A 20960-nucleotide genomic window follows, 5' to 3' on the forward strand; every position below is an offset into this window, starting at 1 on the left:
ATCATGAGTTTAATACGCCCAGTCACTGCGAGTCTCCTCCAAAAGTCCGCTCTTAGCACGAGGGGTCTGCGAAATTCTTTGTGGTGGGATGCCTATCGCCGCTTAAAAAGAGACAAAATAGCTATCATCAGCGCCTGGCTTCTCTTTGGATATCTCCTCATGGTACTTCTCTGCTCTTTGGGGTTCATTTTTACTGATTACGGAGTTACCAACAATGAAATTGCCTATCAAGCACCGAGCTGGAACCATTGGCTGGGAACAGATATCTTTGGCCGCGATGTCCTCGCCAGGGCCTCACATGGAGCTGTCACCTCCTTGATTGTGGGCTTTTTTGGAGCCGGCATATCTGTTTTTATTGGCACTCTTTTGGGATCTGTTGCTGGGTATTTTGGTGGCAAGATTGATGATCTCATTGTTTGGTTTTACACGACAATCGATACAATACCTTACATTCTGTTGGTCGTGGCCTTTTCTCTCGTAATGGGACCTAGCCTAAGAACTCTTTGCATTGCTATTGGGCTGACCAGCTGGGTAGGTCTTTGCCGAGTTGTCAGAGCTGAATTCATGAAACATCGTGATCGAGAATACGTCCAGGGCGCTTTTGCCCTGGGAGCCAGCCATTTGCGTCGAATTTTTCTCCACATCTTGCCCAACGTCACTCACCTCGTTTTGATTAATTTCAGTTTGGGGTTCGTCGGAGCCGTAAAAGGTGAAGTGATCCTCAGCTACCTTGGTTTGGGAGTTGAGCCTGGAACTCCCTCTTGGGGAACCATGATTAACTACGCCAAGCAGGAACTGGCCCGCGGTGTATGGTGGGGGCTTCTCGCTGCAACCCTATTTATGTTCTTCTTAGTGTTGGCTTTTAACTTGTTTAATGATGCGTTAAGAGATGCACTAGATCCTAAACTGAAAAATAAGTAGATCCCAATGGATCAGCTCACTGAATCTTGTTGCAACAAGGACCAAGTGGGCGAGAGGCGGAGTAAAATGAGTTCTTCTCAAAATATCTTGCTAAGAATCGAAAATTTATCGGTTGATTTCAAAACTGACGATGGAACGGTAAATGCCGTCAAAAATATTTCGTTTCATATTCCAAAGGGAAAAACCGTGGGCCTGGTCGGAGAGTCCGGTTCCGGCAAGAGCGTAACCTCTTTGGCTATTATGAGATTGATTCCAAATCCCCCAGGAAAAATCACAAACGGATCCTGTTTTTTCGAAGGCAAAGACCTCCTAAAATTGTCCGAATCCGAAATGCGCCAGGTTCGTGGCAACAAAATATCGATGATTTTTCAAGAACCCATGACCAGTTTAAATCCTGTTTTCACGGTTGGAGATCAAATTGCTGAGACGCTCATTCTTCATCAACGTCTTGATAAAAAGCAAGCCCTTGCCAAGTCATTGAGCTTATTGGACCAAGTGGGCATTCCGCACCCAGAAGAGCGAATCAACTCCTACCCCCATGAGTTGAGCGGTGGCCAGAGGCAAAGAGTCATGATTGCAATGGCTATCGCCTGTGAACCCGATTTATTGATCGCTGATGAGCCCACAACAGCACTTGATGTAACGATTCAAAAGCAAATACTCGACTTGTTGGCAGACCTACAAAAGAAATATAAAATGAGCATCCTCTTTATCACGCACGATCTTGGCGTAATTGCGGATATTGCTGATGAAGTTGTGGTCATGTATCGCGGTGACATCGTGGAAAATGAAAGTTCTCACGAACTCTTTACCAAACCAAAACACCCGTACACCAAAGGTCTTCTCGCCTGTCGTCCTTCGCTCGATCGCAATCCCCTTCGTCTTCCGACTGTCTCAGATTTTATGAGCGAAGATGGAAAGGAGAAGTATTTTGATGTTGCGACTCTCAACCACATTAAAGAAGTAAGACCTCTCACCAAAGACAATCCCGTTCTGCTTGAAATCAAAAATCTGAAAAAATACTTTCCTCTCAAAAAGGGAATCTTTGGAAGTATTCTCTCTAGCATTCATGCCGTCGACGATGTGAGTCTCACTGTGAGAAAGGGACGAACTCTTGGCCTTGTCGGTGAATCCGGATGCGGTAAAACAACCTTAGGGCGGGCTTTGCTTCGTCTTGTTGAGCCAACATCTGGAGAGATCATTTACAACGGCGTCGATATCACCAAGCTTGGCCGGAACGAGATGAGAGCCATGCGCCGAAAAATGCAGATTATTTTTCAGGATCCCTATGCCTCTTTAAATCCGAGAATGACGATTGGCGCTGCCATTATGGAACCTATGGTTATCCACAATCTTGGTAACTCTAAAAATGATCGAATTGAAATGGCGGGAAAACTGATGGAGAGAGTGGGGTTGAGTCGAGCCATGCTCAATCGATATCCCCATGAATTCTCTGGCGGACAACGCCAACGAATTTGCATTGCTCGAGCGCTCGCCGTTGAACCTGAATTCATTGTCTGCGACGAATCCGTCAGTGCCTTAGATGTTTCCATCCAGGCACAAATTCTCAATCTCTTGCTTGATCTACAAGACGAATTTAACCTCACTTATATTTTTATCTCCCACGATCTTGCTGTGGTAAAGTTTATTTCAGATGAAATTGCCGTCATGAACAAAGGAGTGATTGTTGAGATGGCTGATGCCGTTCAAATTTATCGCCAACCTCAGCACGCCTACACTAAAAAATTATTAAGTGCGATTCCCAAGGGAACCCCAAAGGATATCTCCCTGTAGGTGAGATATCCAAACTCAACTTCACCCTTGCTATTTTGTTCCTGTCGAGTGGATGTTAAAGGGAGTTACGCCCAATCCGATGTTGATGTCGCTGGTTGTTTTGACGTCTCCAGTTACATCTACGGTGTTCGTTGTACCACCAGCCACATTGACGTCGGCCTTCATATTGGTCATCCCTTTGTAGAGAAAATATCCAAATAGCCCCGCCGCTGCGACTACCGCAAGAGGCCAGAGCCAAGCCTCCGCATGGGGCAAAATCTCTTTGCCCAATCTATCAAATAAGGATGCATTTTTTTGACGATCTTTAAGAACGAGGGCCTCAATTTTATTTAAGGCCGCATCGACATCTTCAAAATCGGCATTTGGTATAGAGACACCGGAAACTGAAATAACTGCCTCAGGATTCCGCTCAGCCTGGAGTCTGATAGCATCCCCGCCCTCTTTTAAAAATAGCTTGTTTGCTTCTATGGTCACTTCAGGTAGCTCATTTTTCTTGTAGGGCTCGACATATTTTGCAAATTTCTTGTACTGAACCTCTGTCATAAGAGGTTTCAGCCTCTCAAGGAATTGACCCATCGAGATCCTCTTAACACTGTCTGGTTTTGACTTGTTATATGAAATTCCCAACTGGCTCGAAAGAATCTTCATTCTTAAATTGACCGACTGTGGCTCGGCAAGCGCTGGTCCAAAGGACCAGACGACCGAAAAAACCGTCGCAATGGCACTTCTAAATAGAGAATTCATCGTCTCTCCTCACCTTTTCTTAGGAAATACTTCCAGTTATATCTGGTCGTCCATTTATCGGAACAATCAATTCCTAACTAAAAATCCGCCACAAAATTTTAGTAAGACCAAAATAGATTCTCTCTATCATTTACTCGCTCGACACCCTGACTAGATCCTATTAAGACATAAAAGAGTTTTAACGGTTTTCCTTATCTTCTCGACAGCAAACGGCTTCTTGATAAAATCCACTGCCCCCAATTCAAATCCCCTTCTAACGTCAAGATCTCCGGTTCGACCACTGACAAAAATGATAGGAATTTCCTTTAAACTAAGGTCTCGTTTCATCAATTGGGCAATTTCAAATCCATTGATCCAAGGCAGACCAATATCTAAAATAATGAGATCAATCGGAGTGTCATCTAACACCTGAGTCAAGGCCGTACCATCGGCCACCGACATCACTTTATATCCATCCGCTTCAAAAATCCTCTTCATGGCCTTCCGCATTGCTTCATCATCTTCTATGATGAGAATTTGTCGAGGATGTCCCTTTTCCAGTGATCGAAATGAATCCAGGGAAACGACCTCTCCCTCTGACATTCGATCTTTGGCCATGCGCTTTACTTTTTTTAAAAATTCGCTTGTATCCATTCTTCTGGAGTTGCCCATGGGTAATTTCAGTCCCTTCCTTTGAACTTTAATTCTTAACTTCGTGAACTCGTTCAATGATCATTTTGCTCAAGCCAACGTTCACAATCAATCGCAGCCATGCAACCTGACCCTGCAGCAGTTATGGCCTGCCGATACACATGATCTTGAACATCACCTGAAGCAAAAACCCCATCTACCGATGTGAAGGTCGATTTTCCTTTGGTTACCAGATATCCCATCTCATTCATCTGCAATTGCCCCTTGAAAATCTCTGTATTTGGTCGATGACCGATAGCTAAAAATACTCCATCCATGGCCATTTCATGAGTTTCATTTGTGAGACCATTAAAAAGCCGAATACCTGTCACTGAATTCTCTCCCAAAACTTCCTTCAATTCAGAATTATATATTACCTCAATTTTTGGATTTCGGAGAACTCGATCGACCATTATTTTTGAAGCCCGAAACGAATCCCGTCGATGAATAATCCAGACCTTTGTCGCAAATCGGGTCAAAAAGCTAGCTTCTTCCATAGCTGTGTCACCACCGCCAACAACTGCCACCTTCTGGTTACGAAAAAATGCACCATCACAAGTGGCACAGGCCGAGACTCCTCGACCACGAAGCCTCATTTCGCTCGGCAATCCTAAATACCTCGCGCTGGCTCCTGTCGATACAATTATTGATTTCGAATAATAAACATCCTTACCAACAACCACTTTAAAGGGAGGTTTGGAAAAATCCACGGAAGTCACATTCTTTGTGATAAAACGAGTCCCGAATCGCTCTGCCTGTTTGCGCATCAGACTCATCAGTTCCGGTCCCGTCACTCCGTCAGGAAATCCGGGGTAATTTTCGACGTCATTGGTCGTCATTAATTGTCCCCCGGCTTCTTCCCCCTCTATCATGAGAGGTTTTAGATTTGCACGTGCCGCATATATCGCAGAAGTCAAACCAGCAGGTCCCGAACCAACAATCAATAAATTTTCTAATTCTGAATCAGCCATAATGGCCCTCCACATGATGATAGATAAACTGGCGCCAGTTTAGCCAAAGACAAAAAAAAAGCAATTAAAGGAAGAATTCTATTCGGAGACGAGATGACGATCCAAAGTATCTAAATTGGACCATTTCCAAAGAATCTCAACAACCTCTTCAGGAGACCTTACCAATTCGGACTGACGTGGCGGAGCGTGAAGGGGCAGCAAATCTGTATCCATATACCCTGGGCTAAAAAGCCTTAAGTCAAAGGAAGGGTTCTCGAGATGAATACTCCGATACAATCCAAGGAGGCCATGTTTTGCCGCGCTGTAACTAGCACCTCGCGGATCACCTGCCGATTCAGATATCGCAGAACCGATCAACACAACTTGCTGAACTCCATGTTCCATCGCCCAATGTACAACTCTCGCCGCAAATAAGAATGTAACTTGAAAAGACCACCAATGGTCTTTCCAGGCTTTCTTTTCAAAAGCCCCATAGGGTCCGCCACCCGCAAAGTAGAAAACACGCTCTGGTCGAAAAATTTCAAGTTGATGGAAGGCCTGTATCTGCCCCTCTTCTCTCGAAAAATCGCAGGAAAAAAATTCAACAAGATCATTTTTCTGGCCTGTGCCTTGTTTAAGTTCAAGAAGATGTTGTTTCAACTCGCTCAGAAGCTCTGCTTTGCGAGCCACTAAAAACACTCGCCTATCCTCTGAATCCTCCCACATCCTACGACAGAATGAACGCCCGAACCCGCGACTCGCACCAAGAACTGCCAAACTTTTATTGCCATTTCCCATGCTTGGAGAATACCATACTTCAATGGTTCCATCCAAGACGTGACACGGCCCATAGGGCCAGCCCTAGCCCAAAGGAGAGCCCCTCACAGTGAGGCAATGATTTCATGCCAAATGTTCACCTCCCCCAAAAAAATATGAGCCTTTTTTTGAATCATCGGGCACCGCTCATGAAGAGCCTTCTGGCTGCCGGACTTCCGGTCGCCTCCTCATGTGGAGGCGATGGCGTTTGCGGAAAGTGTCGAGTGGAAGTTGTCTCTCATCCTGAAAATCTCACTCCACCAACTGAAATTGAAATGAGACGAATGCGAGAGCTTCATTTGACCCAACAAGAAAGACTCAGCTGTCAGGCGATGGTGATTGGGGACACATCGATCGAGTCATTCTATTGGTAGATTTTACTTTTCTCTAGAATTCTCGGCATTGCATTTGCTCTCCTGATTTGTCAGGAGGCATCTATGACCTATTTTTGTACTCATTTTAAAAGGCATCTGGTTCTCGTCCTAAATCTCGGACTCCTTGCTTGCCAAAAGGCAAAGATTTCTGAGCCAATCCTCGGTAGGCATGAAATCAAAATTGAGATCTCAAAGTCAGATACTCTCAATATGAATTCCTCACTCATACCCTCCCTGTCGCGCCATTGGGGCAATCTCCTTGCTTCAGATCATCTCAGTATAGGTTTGAAGGTGGAAACTCTACACGCACCGGTCAAACTACTTTGGATCACTACGTGTGTGGCCAAAGATAAAAAAATTGTTCAACAGGGTAGCATTCCACTCCCTGCGGAGATAAGAGCTTCCGAACTTCTCCCCCAAGATTTCTTTTTTGACCCGCAGGATAGCTACCCGATAGATATTCCCTGCTCGTTTAACTTCACGGCCAAGCAAGATTTGACGGGAGCCGTGCATACCTTTACCTATGAAACCCCCATCTATCTTGATCATTCAGGCCAAATTGTCATTCAAGATTTGATAACCAAAAAGCCAATTGATGATCTTGCTGAATTTGCCATCATCACAAAAGAATATTTCACCAAGGCGATGATTCAATTTCCCTTAGAGCAAATGATCGAGCTCACCTGTACACGCTTTCGCAGTCCCCTCACTGTTGAGCAGAACAATTCACTCGTAGTCGGAAGGCCCCTTTGGATTCATGAGAAAGCCCAAACTACAAATCCTCTTCAGGAATTCCCCCTGCAAACCTGCCGATTCATCGGCAAAGAGGACGGGCGAATCTCGTCATGGTCCCCCTATTTTGTTTTGAGATCAGAGCCAGAAAAACTGAATTTCACTTGGTCCTCCTCACATGAAATTGACAGGTATTCTCTTGAACTTCCCCTTCCTGCCATTGATCTCGGAAACCTCAATATCGAAAATGCTCACGGATATCCCCAACTCGTAGCCATTCCTAAGGCAGCAGAATTTGATATTCTCCCCCTCTGTTTCACCTCCGTCCAAGCTCGCCCTGGGCCGCTGATTCGCGTGGCCCAAGCAGAAATTTCTCCTCAATCAAATGCAAACTACAAACTCATTGGCGAAGAAGGGAATGCATGGATTCTTGAGCTTCTGCCTCAAAAATCAATTCGGGTTATCTACCGCTCAACTGTCAATCTCGAGTGCAGATGTCCTGTCGTAAGTGGCTCTACGTTTGGTGCGGCTATCGCCTACGGACACCTCGATCATAGAGAAGGTGGATATTATTTCCGGCATAGGAACGGAAATTCTCCATTGATTAAGGTGATGGTAGAAAATCCAATTAAAACCAATTTTTTTGTTCCCTTCTCGACCTGGACAAGAGAATCGCCTCTCCCTTTGACCTGGATCATCGCAATGAAAGCTCCTAAGATTAGTGACTACAGCGAACGCTTTGGCAACGAATCTATGCTGGGATGGCCAATCATCTCTTCTATTTGCCGTTAATAGAATTGCCATCGCCTTAGCGAGGGCAATTCTAGCATTTTGACTACTTGTACAAAATTGCGTAATGAATTGGATGACCTTGTCGAGTAAATATTTGTTCGAAATGCGTGACGAAATTGCCCTGTCCAAATTCAGACCGATGGAGATCGTAGGTCAAACCGCCTATTCGGTATGAGCTTCGTTTGAACCTCTCAACAGACCAATCAAAATAATCGCGACTATCTGTTTTGAATTCTAAGAAACAATCTGATCGCTGAAGCTGGAATAGCTTCGCCAAATAAGAATCCTGAATCAAACGATGCTTGTGCTTCTTCTTTTTATCCCAGGGATCTGGATGATGAATAAAAATATTGTTCAACTCTCCCTCTTCAAAAAGAAGATCCACAAGAGAGGCATTAAATCGTGCCATCCGCGCATTGCTCGCCCCTCCCCTTAGGGCACGCCGAATCGTTTGAATCAGTGGCTTAAATTTGATCTCAATACCCACTAAGCCACGATCAGATTCGACCTGACATCGATGAGCAAAGAAGTAACCATTTCCGGTCCCTACCTCTAGGTCAACCGGGTAATCAGCTCCCTGTCCAAATACCTTCTCCCGCCAGAGTCCTTTTAGGTGAAGGGCCCTCTCTTCGTTAAATGCCCACTCAGAAAAGTCCCCATCGAGAGCTTTTACGTAGGCATTGGGCCGAGGAATCTCCTTGGATCGTGAAAGGCGCAGATGGGCTGAAGTGGTCTCCATATGGGTTCTTCCTAGCAAATCGTCGGGTATTGAGCAACCATTCCTGTTTTAGTTTCGGTAAATAATATCTGATCTGCATCTGATCTCGCCCATTAGGTTGAAAAATTCAAAGATAAGTGCCAATTACAGTGGCTGATCACTTTTTTAGGAGAAATAGATGAAAAAATTGGCTGCTCGCTTGTTCGCCTTTTTCTTAATGATCGCACCTCAATGGATGGCTTTCGCCGTGCCGGCTGAAGGCACTAAAATGATGGTCTCTGGACCTTCACCCCATGCCATTGAAATCGCCAAAATAATTTCGGAAAAAGGCGGGAACGTCGTGGATGTTGCGGTTGGAGTGGGGCTCTCATTGAGTATCACCAATCCCTATTATGCGGCTTTAGGTGGAGGTGGATTTGCACTGATCAAAATGGATGGACCAGCTGAGGCGCTGGATTTTCGAGAGGTCGCTCCGGCAGCAACCTCTCCCACCTTTTATGCTGATAAGGATAAGGAGGCTTCGATCACAGGAGGAAAAGCCGTTGGAGTTCCAGGATTTCCTGCTGGTCTCTGGGCTATGCATAAAAAATACGGAAAATTGAAATGGTCACAACTCTTTGACGCCCCTCTTGTTCTCGCTGAAAAAGGATTTCGAGTGTCTGGGGAATGGCATGAAAAAACAAAGTCTACCTCAACCCGATTCAATGGAGCAGGAAAACGACACTATTTTAAAGTGGGTGCGCAGCCACAGCCCTACTTGCCCGGTGAAACCTTTCAACAAAGAGATCTTGCAAAGGCCTTGAGAATCTTTCGCGACAAGAACATTCAAGGCTTCTATCAGGGAGAAGTAGCCCAAGACATTGTTAAAGCCATACAAAGCTCAGGTGGAGTCGTTACTTTAAATGATTTAAAAAACTATACAGTCCGATGGCTGAAGCCACTCGAAGCCGATTTCAAGGGCTATCACCTGTATCTGATGCCTCCTCCTTCAAGCGGAGGCGTCGTCATCAAATCTGCGCTGAGTCTTATAGACCAACTTGAGCTAGAAAAACAAAAGCCGTTCAGCGTCGACGAGCTCCACCTTCTCGGAGAAATCCTCAGTCGATCCTTCCGGGGACGCTCCCTCTTAGGCGATCCCGACTTCTACAAAAATCCCTTAGATCTGCTATTGTCTAGTACCTATTTTAAAGAAATGGCAAAATCGATAAACATTCGAAAAACGGCTAAGTTGGATCCTCTGGCAGAATCCGAGGGGAAGGAAAGCGAAAATACGACTCATTTTTCTGTCATGGACAGTGATGGACGCTCTGTCGCCCTCACTGTAACACTCAATGGTGTTTACGGTTCAGCCGTGGTCAGTGATCGGTTTGGAATAGCTCTCAATAACGAAATGGATGATTTTACCACGCGGCCCAATGAGCCAAATATGTACGGGCTGATACAGGGCCAAGGCAATTTTGTTCAAGCGGGAAAAAGACCATTGAGTTCGATGAGTCCAGCTCTTGTGGCTAAAGACGATAAAATCGTTCTGTCCATCGGCTCTCCCGGGGGACCACGCATTATCAGCGGTGTCATTCAAGTTCTTTACCGAAGTTTAGTGACCGGGCTGAACATGGACGAAGCTATCCAGGCACCTAGAATTCACCACCAATTTCTGCCCCACACCCTCTACGTTGATAACCGCAGATTCTCGCCTGAGACCTTAGATGGCTTAAGAAAAAAACAACACTCCGTCGAGGAAAGTTGGATGGGACGAGTCTACGGTATTAGAAAAAACGAAAAGGGTTTTGTCGAGGCAGCTCACGATTTGCGCGGGGAAGGCGCATCGGGAGGATTCTAACGCCGCTGCTTGAGAAATTCATTGGGTTCAACTCGTGAACGCAGATGCTCGAGTTGAACCGGCATACGCTTTTCAAACTTTTCGTATCGGATCGGACAATCCTTCAAATCACAGACGCGACAATAGGCTCTTCGACAGGGATCAAGATGGAAATTCATTTCCCCACCGTAGAGATAGTTTTCGATGACTTGGCGTTCAAAATTTGTCGTTTTCCGATGTGCCTCGGTGACATTCCAAAACTCCGGAATCACAAGATGAGCATCAATATGGTGAAAGGCCCCAGAGCGAATGACCTTTAAATGATGAATCTGAATTATCCCTTCGAAAGACAGTTTCTGAAAAATCCGCTCAAGCTCTGCCAATGATTCAGGATCCTCCTCGTCTAAAAGCCCGGCCACGGACCTGCGGACCAATTTGATGCCCTCCCAAATAAGTAGCATTCCCGCCAGAATCGCAGTTGCGCTGTCTATCCATTGGAATCTTGTCAAAAATACGAGACCTAACCCTCCGATCACACCGATGCTCGTAACAAAATCTGAAATGAGATGCTTACCACTCGCAATCAAAGCTATGGAGTTATGCTTTTTCCCAAGTTTCATGATCACCAATCCCATGCCAAGATTGATAACTCCCGCAATGCCTACAACGACAAGCCCCATTCTTGGATTGTGTATGACTTGACGATTTGCCAAAGCATAAATTGCTTCGATGACAATAAGAACCCCGGCGAAGGAAATAAGTCCCCCCTCAAAGGCTGCCGAAAAAAATTCGATTTTTCCGTGGCCATAGGGATGATTCTCGTCTACGGGCTTGGCCGAATAGTAAACCACAAACAGTGCCAACCCGGCCGCTATAACATTGACGATGCTTTCCATAGCATCAGAGAAAACGGCCTGAGAACCGGATTGGCTATAGCCCCAGAACTTAAACAGCATCAAAAAGGAGCCCACCAACAGGGAAGAAATGGCAGCCCCTTTTATTATCGAAGATGAATGGCTTTGGCCACCGCCAAAAATTGTATTCGATGCTCCCCTAGACTCGCGGGAAAGCTCAGCATTGCCCATTTCTCCATCTCCTCCGGAAAGATCCTCTAGCGCACCTTTCTCATAAGTTTATTGTCAGAGGGCATACTAAGCTGATTTTGGTTATTTGATAAGTCAAATACAACAACGCAGTTACGACCTGCTTCCTTCGCCTGGTAAAGGGCTTGGTCTGCGTAACGAACCAAAGCTCGGGCATCTACAGATTGAGTCCCCTTTTCAGTGACGGCGAGTCCAATACTGACGGTTTGGCGAGCCACATGTCCATCGGTCTTGAATTCATGATCGCCTATGATTCGGCGCAACCGGTCGGCAAATGACCTTGCTCCCGCTAGCCCAATTTCGTTAAGAACGATCAGAAACTCATCTCCACCGTATCTCGCTCCGTAGTCAACGCTCCGAATATTGGTTCTGATGATGCGGCCGACTTCTGCAAGAACGAAGCTCCCAAAGAGATGATCATGGTTATCATTCACTGATTTAAAATAGTCCATATCCATCATTAACACGCTGACACAACGCTCATAGCGGCGAGCCCTATCAAGTTCGTTATCCAATTTGTCATAAAGAGAGCGCATATTGAACAGGCCGGTTAGATCATCCTTATCGACAAGGTCTTTGAGCTTCAGGTTTGCGCAACTAAGATCGTCATTCAACTGTTTAATACGTAACTGAGTTCGAACTCTTGAGAGAAGCTCCTTTGGGTCAAACGGCTTTCGTATGTAATCATCAGCGCCCGCATCCAATCCACGAACGACGTCATTCACATCCGACTTGCCCGAGACAAAAAGAGTGGATACATACTCGCTGCGCTCTCGCAAATATTTAAGCGTCTCAATGCCATCAAGACCGGGCATGCTGACATCAAGCAGCACCAGATGAGGCTGCCAGGCCGACATCTTTTCGATTGCCTCCTCGCCTGATCTAGCAACAACAACTGGATACCCTTCACATTCAAGCGCCACGCGAACAATACGGACGCTGGCCGGGTCATCATCGACAACCAATATCTTGGTTTTTGAGGTCGGTATAAGTTCACTCATGCAATCAGAATACCCCGTCCCGACCTGTCCTGTTGAACAAAATCGCCAGCCCTGGTCCAAAGACAGCCATCAGATTTAAGTCGACATCAAAGTCTTGAGGCAAAGTCCTTGATAAATCGTTACAATCTGAACTAGATATGAATCGGATGTTTAACAAAAATTTAACTTAAAGAGTCGGATACAGCCTTGTTTCTCTCTCCTGACTCGATGTGGAGCGATCGGTCTGCAAGCCGGTCGATAAACGAATGGCCTACCATCATAACCAAATCGATGAAAAGTGGCAGAGGACCTGGGAAAAAATGAAGGCATTTCAGGCCGAAATCGACCCCCATAAACCCAAGTATTACGCTCTGGATATGTTTCCATACCCTTCAGGGGCGGGACTTCACGTAGGACATCTGGCTTCTTATATTCCAACGGATATAGTGGCCCGATTTAAAAGGGCCAAAGGGTTCAATGTTCTTCATCCCATGGGATACGACGCCTTTGGATTACCTGCTGAACAGTACGCAATCAAAACCGGTATTCATCCGGCAGAGACGACAAAAAGCGCAATTGGAAATTTCCGTCGACAGCTAAAGTCTTTTGGAATCAGCTTCGACTGGAAGCGAGAAATCTCGACTTGTGAACCCGATTTTTATAAATGGACTCAATTTATTTTTTTAAAACTCTACGAAAGAGGTTTGGTCTACGAGAAGAAAGTTCCCGTTAACTGGTGTCCCGCACTCAGGACCGTCTTGGCAAATGAAGAGGTCGTTGATGGTAAAAGCGAACGAGGAGGACATGAGGTTCTCCGCGTACCGATGCGACAGTGGATGCTCAAGATAACTGAATATGCTGAGCGTTTATTAAAAGATCTTGATAAACTCGATTGGCCAGAGAGGACAAAAGAAGCACAGAGAAATTGGATTGGAAAGAGCGAAGGAGCAAGTCTCCGATTCAGGATAAAGGGACAAGATGATTTAGAAATAGAGGTTTTTACCACTCGGCCTGATACTCTTTTTGGAGCAAGCTTTTTGGTCATCGCTCCCGAGCACCCTCTTTCGATCCGACTCACCGGACCTTCACAAAAAGAGGCCGTTGATCAATATTGCCGGATCACTGCCGCCAAATCGGAGATAGATCGAAAAGTTGGAGCTGACAAAACCGGAGTGTTCACCGGCTCTTTTGCAATTAATCCCGTCAATGGAGAGGAAATTCCTGTTTGGATTGCTGACTATGTCCTTATGGACTATGGCACCGGGGCGATCATGGCAGTTCCAGCTCACGATAGTCGCGATTTTGAGTTTGCCCAAAAGTATCACCTGAAGATCAAGCAAGTCCTGCAATCGGATTTTGAATTGCCCTATGAGGGAGATGGCGTTCTCATCAATTCGGATTTTCTCAATGGCCAGAGCAAGGAAAAGGCTATTCACCTTATGATCAGTCACCTCGAAAGGACTGGCACTGGACATGGCAAAGTCCAATTCAAATTGCGCGATTGGCTTTTTAGCAGACAACGATATTGGGGAGAGCCGATCCCTGTCGTACATTACCAAAAGGGAGAGACCAGTCCCCTTAATTTTGACGAATTGCCTGTTTTGCTTCCACAAGTAGCGGACTACGAGCCATCGGAGGCGGGCGAACCACCCCTCGCCCGAGTCGAACATTTTGTTAACTATGTGAACCCAAAAACCGGTGAAAAAGGAAAACGATGCGCTGACACTATGCCCGGGTCAGCCGGATCGTCCTGGTATTTTCTTCGGTACACCGATCCCCAAAATGGATCCGCACCCTTCAGCAAAGATGCAGACAAATACTGGATGCCGGTCGATCTTTATGTGGGAGGGCCAGAGCACACGGTTGGCCACTTGCTGTATGCTCGATTTTGGCAAAAGGTCTTGTTTGATGCAGGCCTGACCGCACATGACGAACCCTTCCTCAAGCTTGCTCATCAAGGTGACATCCTAGGTCCTGATGGGCGTCGAATGTCAAAATCCCTCGGTAACGTGATTAATCCAGACGATATTCGAGAGAAATATGGAGCCGATTGTTGCCGCCTCTATATTTGTTTTTTGGGGCCCTTCGACAAAGCAAAGCCCTGGGCCAGCCAGGGAATTGAAGGCGTCAGGCGTTTCTTAGAACGTCTTTGGAGAGCTTGTGTCGATGATGAGGGAGCAACCATTGCCGACGAGAGCGCCCCCTCCCTCGAACTGACCAAAGTTCTTCACAAAACTATCAAAAAGGTAACATCGGATATCGAATCTCTTAGCTTCAATACGGCCATTTCCTCAATGATGATTTTGGTCAACGAGATGTATAAAGAGAATTCTCGCTCTCAGCTAATTTTACGACCTCTCCTTCAGCTTCTGATGCCCTTTGCCCCTCATATCGCTGAAGAACTTTGGGAAAGGCTCGGAGGAACAAGTTTAGTTTCTCTCGAGACCTGGCCTGAATTTGACCCTAACCTTGTTGTTGATGAAACCATCACCCTGGGGGTTCAGGTAAACGGAAAAATGCGCGGAACAATTGAAGTCTCCCCAGATTGCCCCGAAGAAAATGCGGTAGAGATCGCGAAATCATTGACAGGAGTTGGGAATGCGATAGATGGGAAGACAGTGGGGAAAGTCATCTACAAGCCAGGAAAGATCTTGAACCTTATAGTAAAGTAGAAATGCATTCCAGAGTTAAAATGGAGAGATAAATTGAATTGGTCTAAAGAACAGAGCTTACAACTTTATGGAATAAAAAACTGGGGCAGCGGATATTTTGGCCTTAATGAATCTGGAAATATTGAGGTTTCTCCTCAGGGGACTACTGGACCCAAGTTGGATCTATTCAATCTCGTTCAAGACTTACGCGAACGAGGAATTCGTTCACCTATCCTTATTCGGTTTCCCGATATCGTGAAGGCGCGAATTGGCCTTATCGCTGAATGCTTTCGAAAGGCCATTAACGAATGCGGATACAAGTCCCATTACCGTGGTGTGTATCCGATCAAAGTGAATCAACAACGGCACCTCGTTCAGGAAATCGTCGCCTTCGGACAAAAGACCCTTTTGGGGCTTGAGTGCGGCAGCAAACCCGAACTCTTGGTCGGTCTGGCCATGCTCGATACCCCTAACGCGCTTATCATATGTAATGGATTTAAAGATTGGGAGTATATTGAAACAGCTCTCCTTTCCAGAAAAATGGGAAAAGACACCATCGTGGTTGTCGATCGCCGGAGTGAGCTTGACACAATTCTTGAAGTTGCCAAACGGCTTGATATCAGACCAAAAATCGGTTTGCGTACAAAATTGATTACGCAGGGATCAGGCCGTTGGGTAGAATCCTCGGGAGCAAGGTCAAAATTTGGTCTCACTCCTTCGGAGATTGTCAATTGTGTGGATAAGCTGAAAGCAGAAGGCATGTTGGATTCCTTGGCCCTCCTCCACTACCATATCGGCTCCCAAATTCCCTCCATTCAAGCCGTCAAGGCCTCGATGAAAGAGGGAGCCCGTCTCTTTACCGAGCTTTATGCCTTAGGAGCAACTCCGACTTACATAGACGTCGGGGGTGGACTCGGCGTTGACTACGATGGATCTGGAAAAAGTGAAAGTTCGACAAATTACAGTGAACAAGAATATGCCAATGATATCGTCTCGATTCTTCAATCCGTATGCGATGAAAAAAATGTTCCACACCCTCATATTGTCACAGAATCAGGAAGGGCCACTGTGGCTCACGGAGCCGTGCTCGTCTTTGATGTCTTAGGACTCAATGAGGTCGCCAAAAAGGACGTCTCGCCTGTTGAAAAGGGAAAAGACAGTCGCCTTGTCGAGGAACTCTGGGAGATTTATCAAAATTTAAACGAGCAAAATCTCAACGAATTTTACAACGATTTGATTGAGAAGAAGCGAGATACTCTCCAGCTTTTCACCTACGGAGTTCTCAGTCTCGAACAACGAGCTAAAGCTGAGGATCTCTGTTGGGCAATCACCACGAAAATGGCTCAGTTGGCAAAGCGGACCGGAGATGACGAGATTCGCTACGAACTGGAGGCCGAACTCTCTGACACCTATTTTTGCAATTTTTCTGTGTTCCAATCACTTCCCGATTCGTGGGCCCTCGGTCAGATTTTTCCGGTCATGCCAATCCACCGCCATACCGAAAAGCCCGACCGACGCGCTGTACTCGTTGACCTTACTTGTGATTCGGACGGAAAAATTGCAGAGTTTATTGACGTCAGTACTGGCGATACCCAAAAATATTTGGAAGTTCACTCCTTAAAAGAATCTGAGCCCTATTATATCGGCGCTTTCCTGTGTGGAGCCTACCAAGAAATTTTGGGTGACCTTCATAATCTTTTTGGTGATACGGATACCGTTCATGTGTCCATTCATGAGAATGGCTACAATCTCGATCATGTGGTCGAAGGAGACTCCGTTGCTGAAGTGCTATCCTTCGTAGAATACAATAAGAGCGAGCTCGTCGAAAAATTAAGGCAGTTTACGGAGGCTGCCATTACTGAAGGCCGCCTCACCCGACAAGAAGCCCGCTTGCTGATGAAAAACTATGAGGTTGGATTGTCGGGATACACTTATCTTGAGGACCCCGAATGAGCTTTGATATTGGGATGCGCTTTTTTATGAGCCAAACCCATCCGTTTTAAAAAACTCAGACATGCCTGGGATCAAAAGCGTTTCTAACACCCTCTCCAATGAGATTCAGAACCGTCAGCGTGATGATCATGGCTGCCGAAGGAAAGGCAGCGAGCCACCAGGCAATTGTGAAGTAACTGTTGGCTTGCTGAAGTAATTCTCCCCAACTTGGCGTGGGCGGGGGCAGTCCGAATCCCAAATAATCGAGAGCCGCTAAGGAATAGACATTTCCCGCAATCGAAAAAGGTGAAAATGTTAAAATTGGCCCCAAGGCGTTGGGCAGCACGTGTTTAAACATCACCTGCCAAGACGACAACCCCAGCGCACGACCCGCTTCCACGAATTCTCGTTTTCGCAATTTTAAAAACTCGGCCCTCACATAAAGTGAAATTAACATCCAACCAAATACTGAGGTAAAAATCACGAGTGTCCAAAGTCCAGCTCCAAAAATGGAGACGAGAGTAATAAGTAAAATAAACACAGGAACTGACTCAAATACTTCGACCACCCTCTGTCCGATCAGATCGCTCTTGCCCCCCATGAAGCCCATGATGGATCCAAAAATAACACCTAAAAAATATGAAAAAAACCAAGCCAAAACGGAAAACCCGATGCTGTATCGAAATCCATAGATCAGGCGAGACAAAACATCGCGACCGCGATCGTCAGTCCCAAACCAGTTCTGTGAGGTCGGTGGCGCTGGATAAGATGCTAATCCATTATTTGATTCCAGAGGATCCCAACGAACCAATGGCCAAACGACCCAATCATCAAAGCTCATTTCCAACCGACGATAATTAGTCACGTAAATATCTGTTTGGCCAAATTCTGTTGGATGATAGGTTTTGAAAACTGGGAAATACAAATGCCCGCGATATTTCATTGCTATGGGTTTGGAATTAGACCAAATTTCGGCCGTCAAACTCAAGAACAACAAAAATCCCAAAACCCAAATTGAAACAACCGAGCGCCTCATCTGCTTGAAGCGCCTCCACCGCTTTAAAGTGAGCTCGTTTTGTATATACCGCTCAATCATCATGAGAAATCAATCCTTGGATCAATAAGGGTGTAGCTAAGATCACTGAGGAATCGACCCACTAGCATCAAGATGCTCTGAAAAAAGATCAGGCCCATGATCACATTGTAGTCTCGATCAAGAGCTGCCTTGTAACTCAATAGACCCATCCCATCCAAATTAAATACTTGTTCGATTACAACCGAACCGGCAAAGAAAAAGCCCAAAAAGGACGCTAAGCCTGTGGCAATTGGAATCAAGGCATTTCTCAAGGCATGTTTGTAAACGACTGACTTCTCAGCTAGCCCCTTCGCTCGCGCCGTTCGTACGTAATCCAGTCTAATTTCATCTAAAAGAGAGTTTTTCATTAAAAAGGTCAGAACAGTGAAGTTTCCAATGACATAACAGATGAGCGGCAAAATAAAATGGCGACATCGGTCTATTAATTGATCCCACACGCCCATTTCCAAGTAATTGTCAGAATAGAGATCTCCCAGAGGGAACAAATCCAGAAAAGCCCCTCCGGCCAGATAAACCCTCAATAAAATGGCTAAAATCAAAGGCGGTATAGAATAAAGGATCATAAGAAAAAAACTGGAGATCACATCAAATTTTGAACCGTCCCGAATCGCCTTCGCAATTCCCAAAGGAACGCAAACAAAGTAGGTCATTAAGAGCGATATAATTCCAAATTGCAAAGAAACAGGAAATTTGCTTGCTATGACAGAAGTTACAGGCTCTTCGTAGCTAAAACTTTCTCCAAAATTAAGAGTGATAATGTTTTTAAGCCACAATCCATAGCGAACGTAAACGGGCTTATCGAAACCATATTGCTTTTTTAAGGCCTCTACTACTTGAGATGAAACTCCAAGCTCAGAAGTCTGATTGGATCCACCACCTCCCATAGCCCCACCGAACCTCATCTTCATTATCTTCTGTTCGACAGGACTTCCAGGCGCCAAATTAATAATAGCAAAAGAGAGGAGAGTTATTCCTATCAGGGTTGGGATCATCATAAAGAAGCGACGAACGACGTACCTCAGCATGAAAACACCTCCGACCCAGGGGCCGAGACACACAGGCCAATTTTACCAACTGCCTAATCCTTTCGAATCCACCATGTTTCAATCCCAACTCCAAAGGAATAAGCAGGTTTCTCCATTTTCATCTTAGAGGTGTGGGCGTAAAGGAAGGACTTGTTGTTAAATAAAAAAGCATACGGAGCATCGTCTGCGATTTTTTCATAAATCTCTTGATAGATTTTGATCCTTTTCGCTCGATCCAGTTCCTGGCGACCCAAATCAATCAATTTATCTACTTCAGGATTTTTGTAATTGATGAAATTAGAGCCACCGGCTTGAGCACTTTCTGAGTGCCAAATTTGCTTCGGATCATTGTCAACGCTCCCCCCTCCCCATCCGAGGCTTACGGCATCAAACTTCCGCTCATCCAGGGCCTTCACGAAGCTATTCCATTCAACCAGCTTTATCTCCATGTTAATTCCAGACTTTTTGAGGTCCTCCTTGTAGATCGTCATATATTTTTCAGCGTCTTTGCTCGCCATCATCAAAGTAAATTTAAACGGAACAAGCTTCCCATCAATCTTTTTTTCAAGAATGCCATCTTTGTCCAAATCATCCCAACCCTGCTTCTTCAGGAGAGCCACGGCTTTGTCTGAATTGTACAAAATTGGTTTCACTGAAGGATTTGCGTAGGGACTTTGCTGATACCAGGGACCTGTCGCCAAAAGAGATAATCCAAACCGAAATTTTTCAATCATCAATTCCCGGTTCATGAGATGGGCCATCGCAATTCGAACATCTCGTTCCTTAAATAAAGGACTCGAGAAATTCCAACCGACAAATCCATAAGGGCGAGGACCTTGGTGATCAACTTTCTTTTTAATCGCCGTTTTTCCCCATGGCTGATGATTTGTCTTCTGAACATAGGCCTCGGGAGTAATTTCAGGGATGAGGTCAATTTCGCCCTTCTCCAGCCTAGCCAACTGAGCCATTTCCTCTTTGATAAACCGAAACTGAATTTTATCCCACTTGAACTGACCAGCATATCTTGGATCTGTATACCCCCACCAATTCGCGTTTCTCTTAAGAAGAATTCCTTTTCCTTTATCGTACTTTTCGAGCTGATAGGGGCCCGACCCAATTAAAATTTTCGTATTCTTTTGCGAAACATCTCCATAGATGTGCTCGGGAACAATGCTTAAAAATCCGCCGCTAGCCAATACCTTGAAGTTATTGAAATATTTTTTCTTTATTGAGAATTTGATCGTGTGTTCATCAACCACCTCAGCTTTCTCAATATTTTCAAAATAAGGTCGGATATGAGCCGTGTCGAATTTACTGTCTTTATCAGCCACAGCATCAAAACTAAATTTCACATCTTTCGCGGTGAGGGGTTTGCCATCGTGCCATTTCACATTTTTTCTCAAATGAAATACATACCACATCCCCTTGGGATCCTCTTCGTAGCTTTCGGCAAGGGCTGGATCCATTTCATTTGTTTCAACATTTGTCGTCATAAGGCCATCAATCACAAACTGAGAAACCTGGCTTGAATAGTTGTCCGTGCTCGTCAATGGATTGAGTTTTTCGGGCTCTGATTGGAGGACATAATAAAATGTGCCCCCGACGGGAGCCTTTACGTTGCCGAGAATTGGATTCTGAATTTTATTGCTCGTCGCAAATGCCTGTCCCAAAGTCAAAAAAATACCAATCGCAGACAACACCAGTATAAATATTTTCATAACTACTTCCCCCTCTTTCACCTGACTCACACAAGAAGCCATGCTGTTTCAATCTATCCGACACAAAAATTTTTTCAAGGCGATACAGACATGGTCGTAGGAATATTTAGGTTTTTATCGACTTAA

17 protein-coding genes are annotated in these 20960 nt (G+C 45.4%); 7 read left to right on the forward strand and 10 right to left on the reverse strand.

Translation table 11 applies throughout. The features are described 5' to 3' along the window. Positions 1 to 3 precede the first annotated feature (3 nt). Together IPL83_15265 and IPL83_15270 are read left to right on the forward strand one after the other, a co-directional pair. A complete protein-coding gene (locus IPL83_15265; GenBank protein ID MBK9040498.1) occupies positions 4 to 921 on the forward strand; it encodes an ABC transporter permease in 918 nt (305 codons plus the stop codon). Between the two features lie 66 nt (positions 922 to 987). Continuing rightward, positions 988 to 2715 carry an ABC transporter ATP-binding protein gene (locus tag IPL83_15270; GenBank protein MBK9040499.1) on the forward strand — a complete coding sequence of 576 codons (1728 nt, stop codon included), beginning with the start codon at positions 988 to 990 and terminating at the stop codon, positions 2713 to 2715. Positions 2716 to 2745: 30 nt separating this feature from the next. Here the strand turns inward: IPL83_15270 and IPL83_15275 are convergent, their stop codons facing one another. From IPL83_15275 to IPL83_15290, 4 genes are all read right to left on the reverse strand, one after another. Further along, positions 2746 to 3459 carry a hypothetical protein gene (locus IPL83_15275; protein ID MBK9040500.1) on the reverse strand — a complete coding sequence of 238 codons (714 nt, stop codon included), beginning with the start codon at positions 3457 to 3459 and terminating at the stop codon, positions 2746 to 2748. Positions 3460 to 3609: 150 nt separating this feature from the next. Further along, on the reverse strand, positions 3610 to 4110 hold the full coding sequence (locus IPL83_15280) for a response regulator (protein MBK9040501.1): 501 nt from the start codon (positions 4108 to 4110) through the stop codon (positions 3610 to 3612). A 53-nt stretch (positions 4111 to 4163) separates the two neighbouring features. Then, on the reverse strand, positions 4164 to 5099 hold the full coding sequence (gene trxB, locus IPL83_15285; protein MBK9040502.1) for a thioredoxin-disulfide reductase: 936 nt from the start codon (positions 5097 to 5099) through the stop codon (positions 4164 to 4166). A 78-nt stretch (positions 5100 to 5177) separates the two neighbouring features. Beyond that, positions 5178 to 5876: an SDR family NAD(P)-dependent oxidoreductase gene (locus IPL83_15290; protein ID MBK9040503.1), complete on the reverse strand. Its 699-nt coding sequence runs from the start codon at positions 5874 to 5876 to the stop codon at positions 5178 to 5180. A gap of 146 nt (positions 5877 to 6022) precedes the next feature. Here IPL83_15290 and IPL83_15295 point away from each other — a divergent pair, with 146 nt between their 5' ends. Further along, a complete protein-coding gene (locus IPL83_15295; protein ID MBK9040504.1) occupies positions 6023 to 6268 on the forward strand; it encodes a (2Fe-2S)-binding protein in 246 nt (81 codons plus the stop codon). 63 nt (positions 6269 to 6331) lie between these two features. Beyond that, positions 6332 to 7792 (forward strand): hypothetical protein, encoded by a 1461-nt coding sequence (locus IPL83_15300; GenBank protein MBK9040505.1) that lies wholly within the window; start codon positions 6332 to 6334, stop codon positions 7790 to 7792. 43 nt (positions 7793 to 7835) lie between these two features. Here the strand turns inward: IPL83_15300 and IPL83_15305 are convergent, their stop codons facing one another. Next, the gene (locus IPL83_15305; protein ID MBK9040506.1) at positions 7836 to 8531 is read right to left on the reverse strand and encodes a tRNA (guanine-N7)-methyltransferase; all 696 of its coding nucleotides are present in this window, start codon (positions 8529 to 8531) and stop codon (positions 7836 to 7838) included. Between the two features lie 157 nt (positions 8532 to 8688). Here IPL83_15305 and ggt point away from each other — a divergent pair, with 157 nt between their 5' ends. Then, positions 8689 to 10350: a gamma-glutamyltransferase gene (ggt, locus tag IPL83_15310; GenBank protein MBK9040507.1), complete on the forward strand. Its 1662-nt coding sequence runs from the start codon at positions 8689 to 8691 to the stop codon at positions 10348 to 10350. Here ggt and IPL83_15315 read toward each other — a convergent pair. Further along, entirely contained in the window at positions 10347 to 11414 is a 1068-nt protein-coding gene (locus IPL83_15315) for a cation transporter (GenBank protein ID MBK9040508.1), read from the reverse strand. The genes ggt and IPL83_15315 overlap by 4 nt on opposite strands. 26 nt (positions 11415 to 11440) lie before the next feature. Further along, complete coding sequence (locus IPL83_15320) at positions 11441 to 12433, reverse strand: diguanylate cyclase (protein ID MBK9040509.1); 993 nt, start codon at positions 12431 to 12433, stop codon at positions 11441 to 11443. Positions 12434 to 12678: 245 nt separating this feature from the next. Here IPL83_15320 and IPL83_15325 point away from each other — a divergent pair, with 245 nt between their 5' ends. Both IPL83_15325 and speA read left to right on the forward strand, forming a co-directional pair. Further along, positions 12679 to 15084: a leucine--tRNA ligase gene (locus tag IPL83_15325; protein MBK9040510.1), complete on the forward strand. Its 2406-nt coding sequence runs from the start codon at positions 12679 to 12681 to the stop codon at positions 15082 to 15084. Between the two features lie 6 nt (positions 15085 to 15090). Beyond that, on the forward strand, positions 15091 to 17016 hold the full coding sequence (gene speA / locus IPL83_15330) for a biosynthetic arginine decarboxylase (GenBank protein MBK9040511.1): 1926 nt from the start codon (positions 15091 to 15093) through the stop codon (positions 17014 to 17016). Positions 17017 to 17071: 55 nt separating this feature from the next. Here speA and IPL83_15335 read toward each other — a convergent pair whose 3' ends face one another. The 3 genes from IPL83_15335 to IPL83_15345 are packed head-to-tail and all read right to left on the reverse strand — an operon-like array spanning position 17072 to position 20834. Next, entirely contained in the window at positions 17072 to 18091 is a 1020-nt protein-coding gene (locus IPL83_15335; protein MBK9040512.1) for an ABC transporter permease subunit, read from the reverse strand. After that, positions 18091 to 19116: an ABC transporter permease subunit gene (locus IPL83_15340; protein MBK9040513.1), complete on the reverse strand. Its 1026-nt coding sequence runs from the start codon at positions 19114 to 19116 to the stop codon at positions 18091 to 18093. Before IPL83_15340 ends, IPL83_15335 begins: the two co-directional genes overlap by 1 nt. A 53-nt stretch (positions 19117 to 19169) precedes the next feature. Beyond that, positions 19170 to 20834, reverse strand: coding sequence for a peptide ABC transporter substrate-binding protein (locus IPL83_15345; protein ID MBK9040514.1), 1665 nt, complete (start codon positions 20832 to 20834; stop codon positions 19170 to 19172). Between the last annotated feature and the right edge of the window lie 126 nt (positions 20835 to 20960).

It is taken from the genome of Bdellovibrionales bacterium, assembly GCA_016716765.1.
In the GTDB taxonomy this organism is placed as follows: domain Bacteria; phylum Bdellovibrionota; class Bdellovibrionia; order Bdellovibrionales; family UBA1609; genus JADJVA01.

Bases quoted from the DNA above. Each gene is read 5' to 3' on its own strand.
- IPL83_15265 (MBK9040498.1), top strand. From the start codon at position 4: ATGAGTTTAATACGCCCAGTCACTGCGAGTCTCCTCCAAAAGTCCGCT.
- IPL83_15270 (MBK9040499.1), top strand. From the start codon at position 988: ATGAGTTCTTCTCAAAATATCTTGCTAAGAATCGAAAATTTATCGGTT.
- IPL83_15275 (MBK9040500.1), bottom strand. From the start codon at position 3,459: ATGAATTCTCTATTTAGAAGTGCCATTGCGACGGTTTTTTCGGTCGTC.
- IPL83_15280 (MBK9040501.1), bottom strand. From the start codon at position 4,110: ATGGGCAACTCCAGAAGAATGGATACAAGCGAATTTTTAAAAAAAGTA.
- trxB (MBK9040502.1), bottom strand. From the start codon at position 5,099: ATGGCTGATTCAGAATTAGAAAATTTATTGATTGTTGGTTCGGGACCT.
- IPL83_15290 (MBK9040503.1), bottom strand. From the start codon at position 5,876: ATGGGAAATGGCAATAAAAGTTTGGCAGTTCTTGGTGCGAGTCGCGGG.
- IPL83_15300 (MBK9040505.1), top strand. From the start codon at position 6,332: ATGACCTATTTTTGTACTCATTTTAAAAGGCATCTGGTTCTCGTCCTA.
- IPL83_15305 (MBK9040506.1), bottom strand. From the start codon at position 8,531: ATGGAGACCACTTCAGCCCATCTGCGCCTTTCACGATCCAAGGAGATT.
- ggt (MBK9040507.1), top strand. From the start codon at position 8,689: ATGAAAAAATTGGCTGCTCGCTTGTTCGCCTTTTTCTTAATGATCGCA.
- IPL83_15315 (MBK9040508.1), bottom strand. From the start codon at position 11,414: ATGGGCAATGCTGAGCTTTCCCGCGAGTCTAGGGGAGCATCGAATACA.
- IPL83_15320 (MBK9040509.1), bottom strand. From the start codon at position 12,433: ATGAGTGAACTTATACCGACCTCAAAAACCAAGATATTGGTTGTCGAT.
- IPL83_15325 (MBK9040510.1), top strand. From the start codon at position 12,679: ATGGCCTACCATCATAACCAAATCGATGAAAAGTGGCAGAGGACCTGG.
- IPL83_15335 (MBK9040512.1), bottom strand. From the start codon at position 18,091: ATGATTGAGCGGTATATACAAAACGAGCTCACTTTAAAGCGGTGGAGG.
- IPL83_15340 (MBK9040513.1), bottom strand. From the start codon at position 19,116: ATGCTGAGGTACGTCGTTCGTCGCTTCTTTATGATGATCCCAACCCTG.
- IPL83_15345 (MBK9040514.1), bottom strand. From the start codon at position 20,834: ATGAAAATATTTATACTGGTGTTGTCTGCGATTGGTATTTTTTTGACT.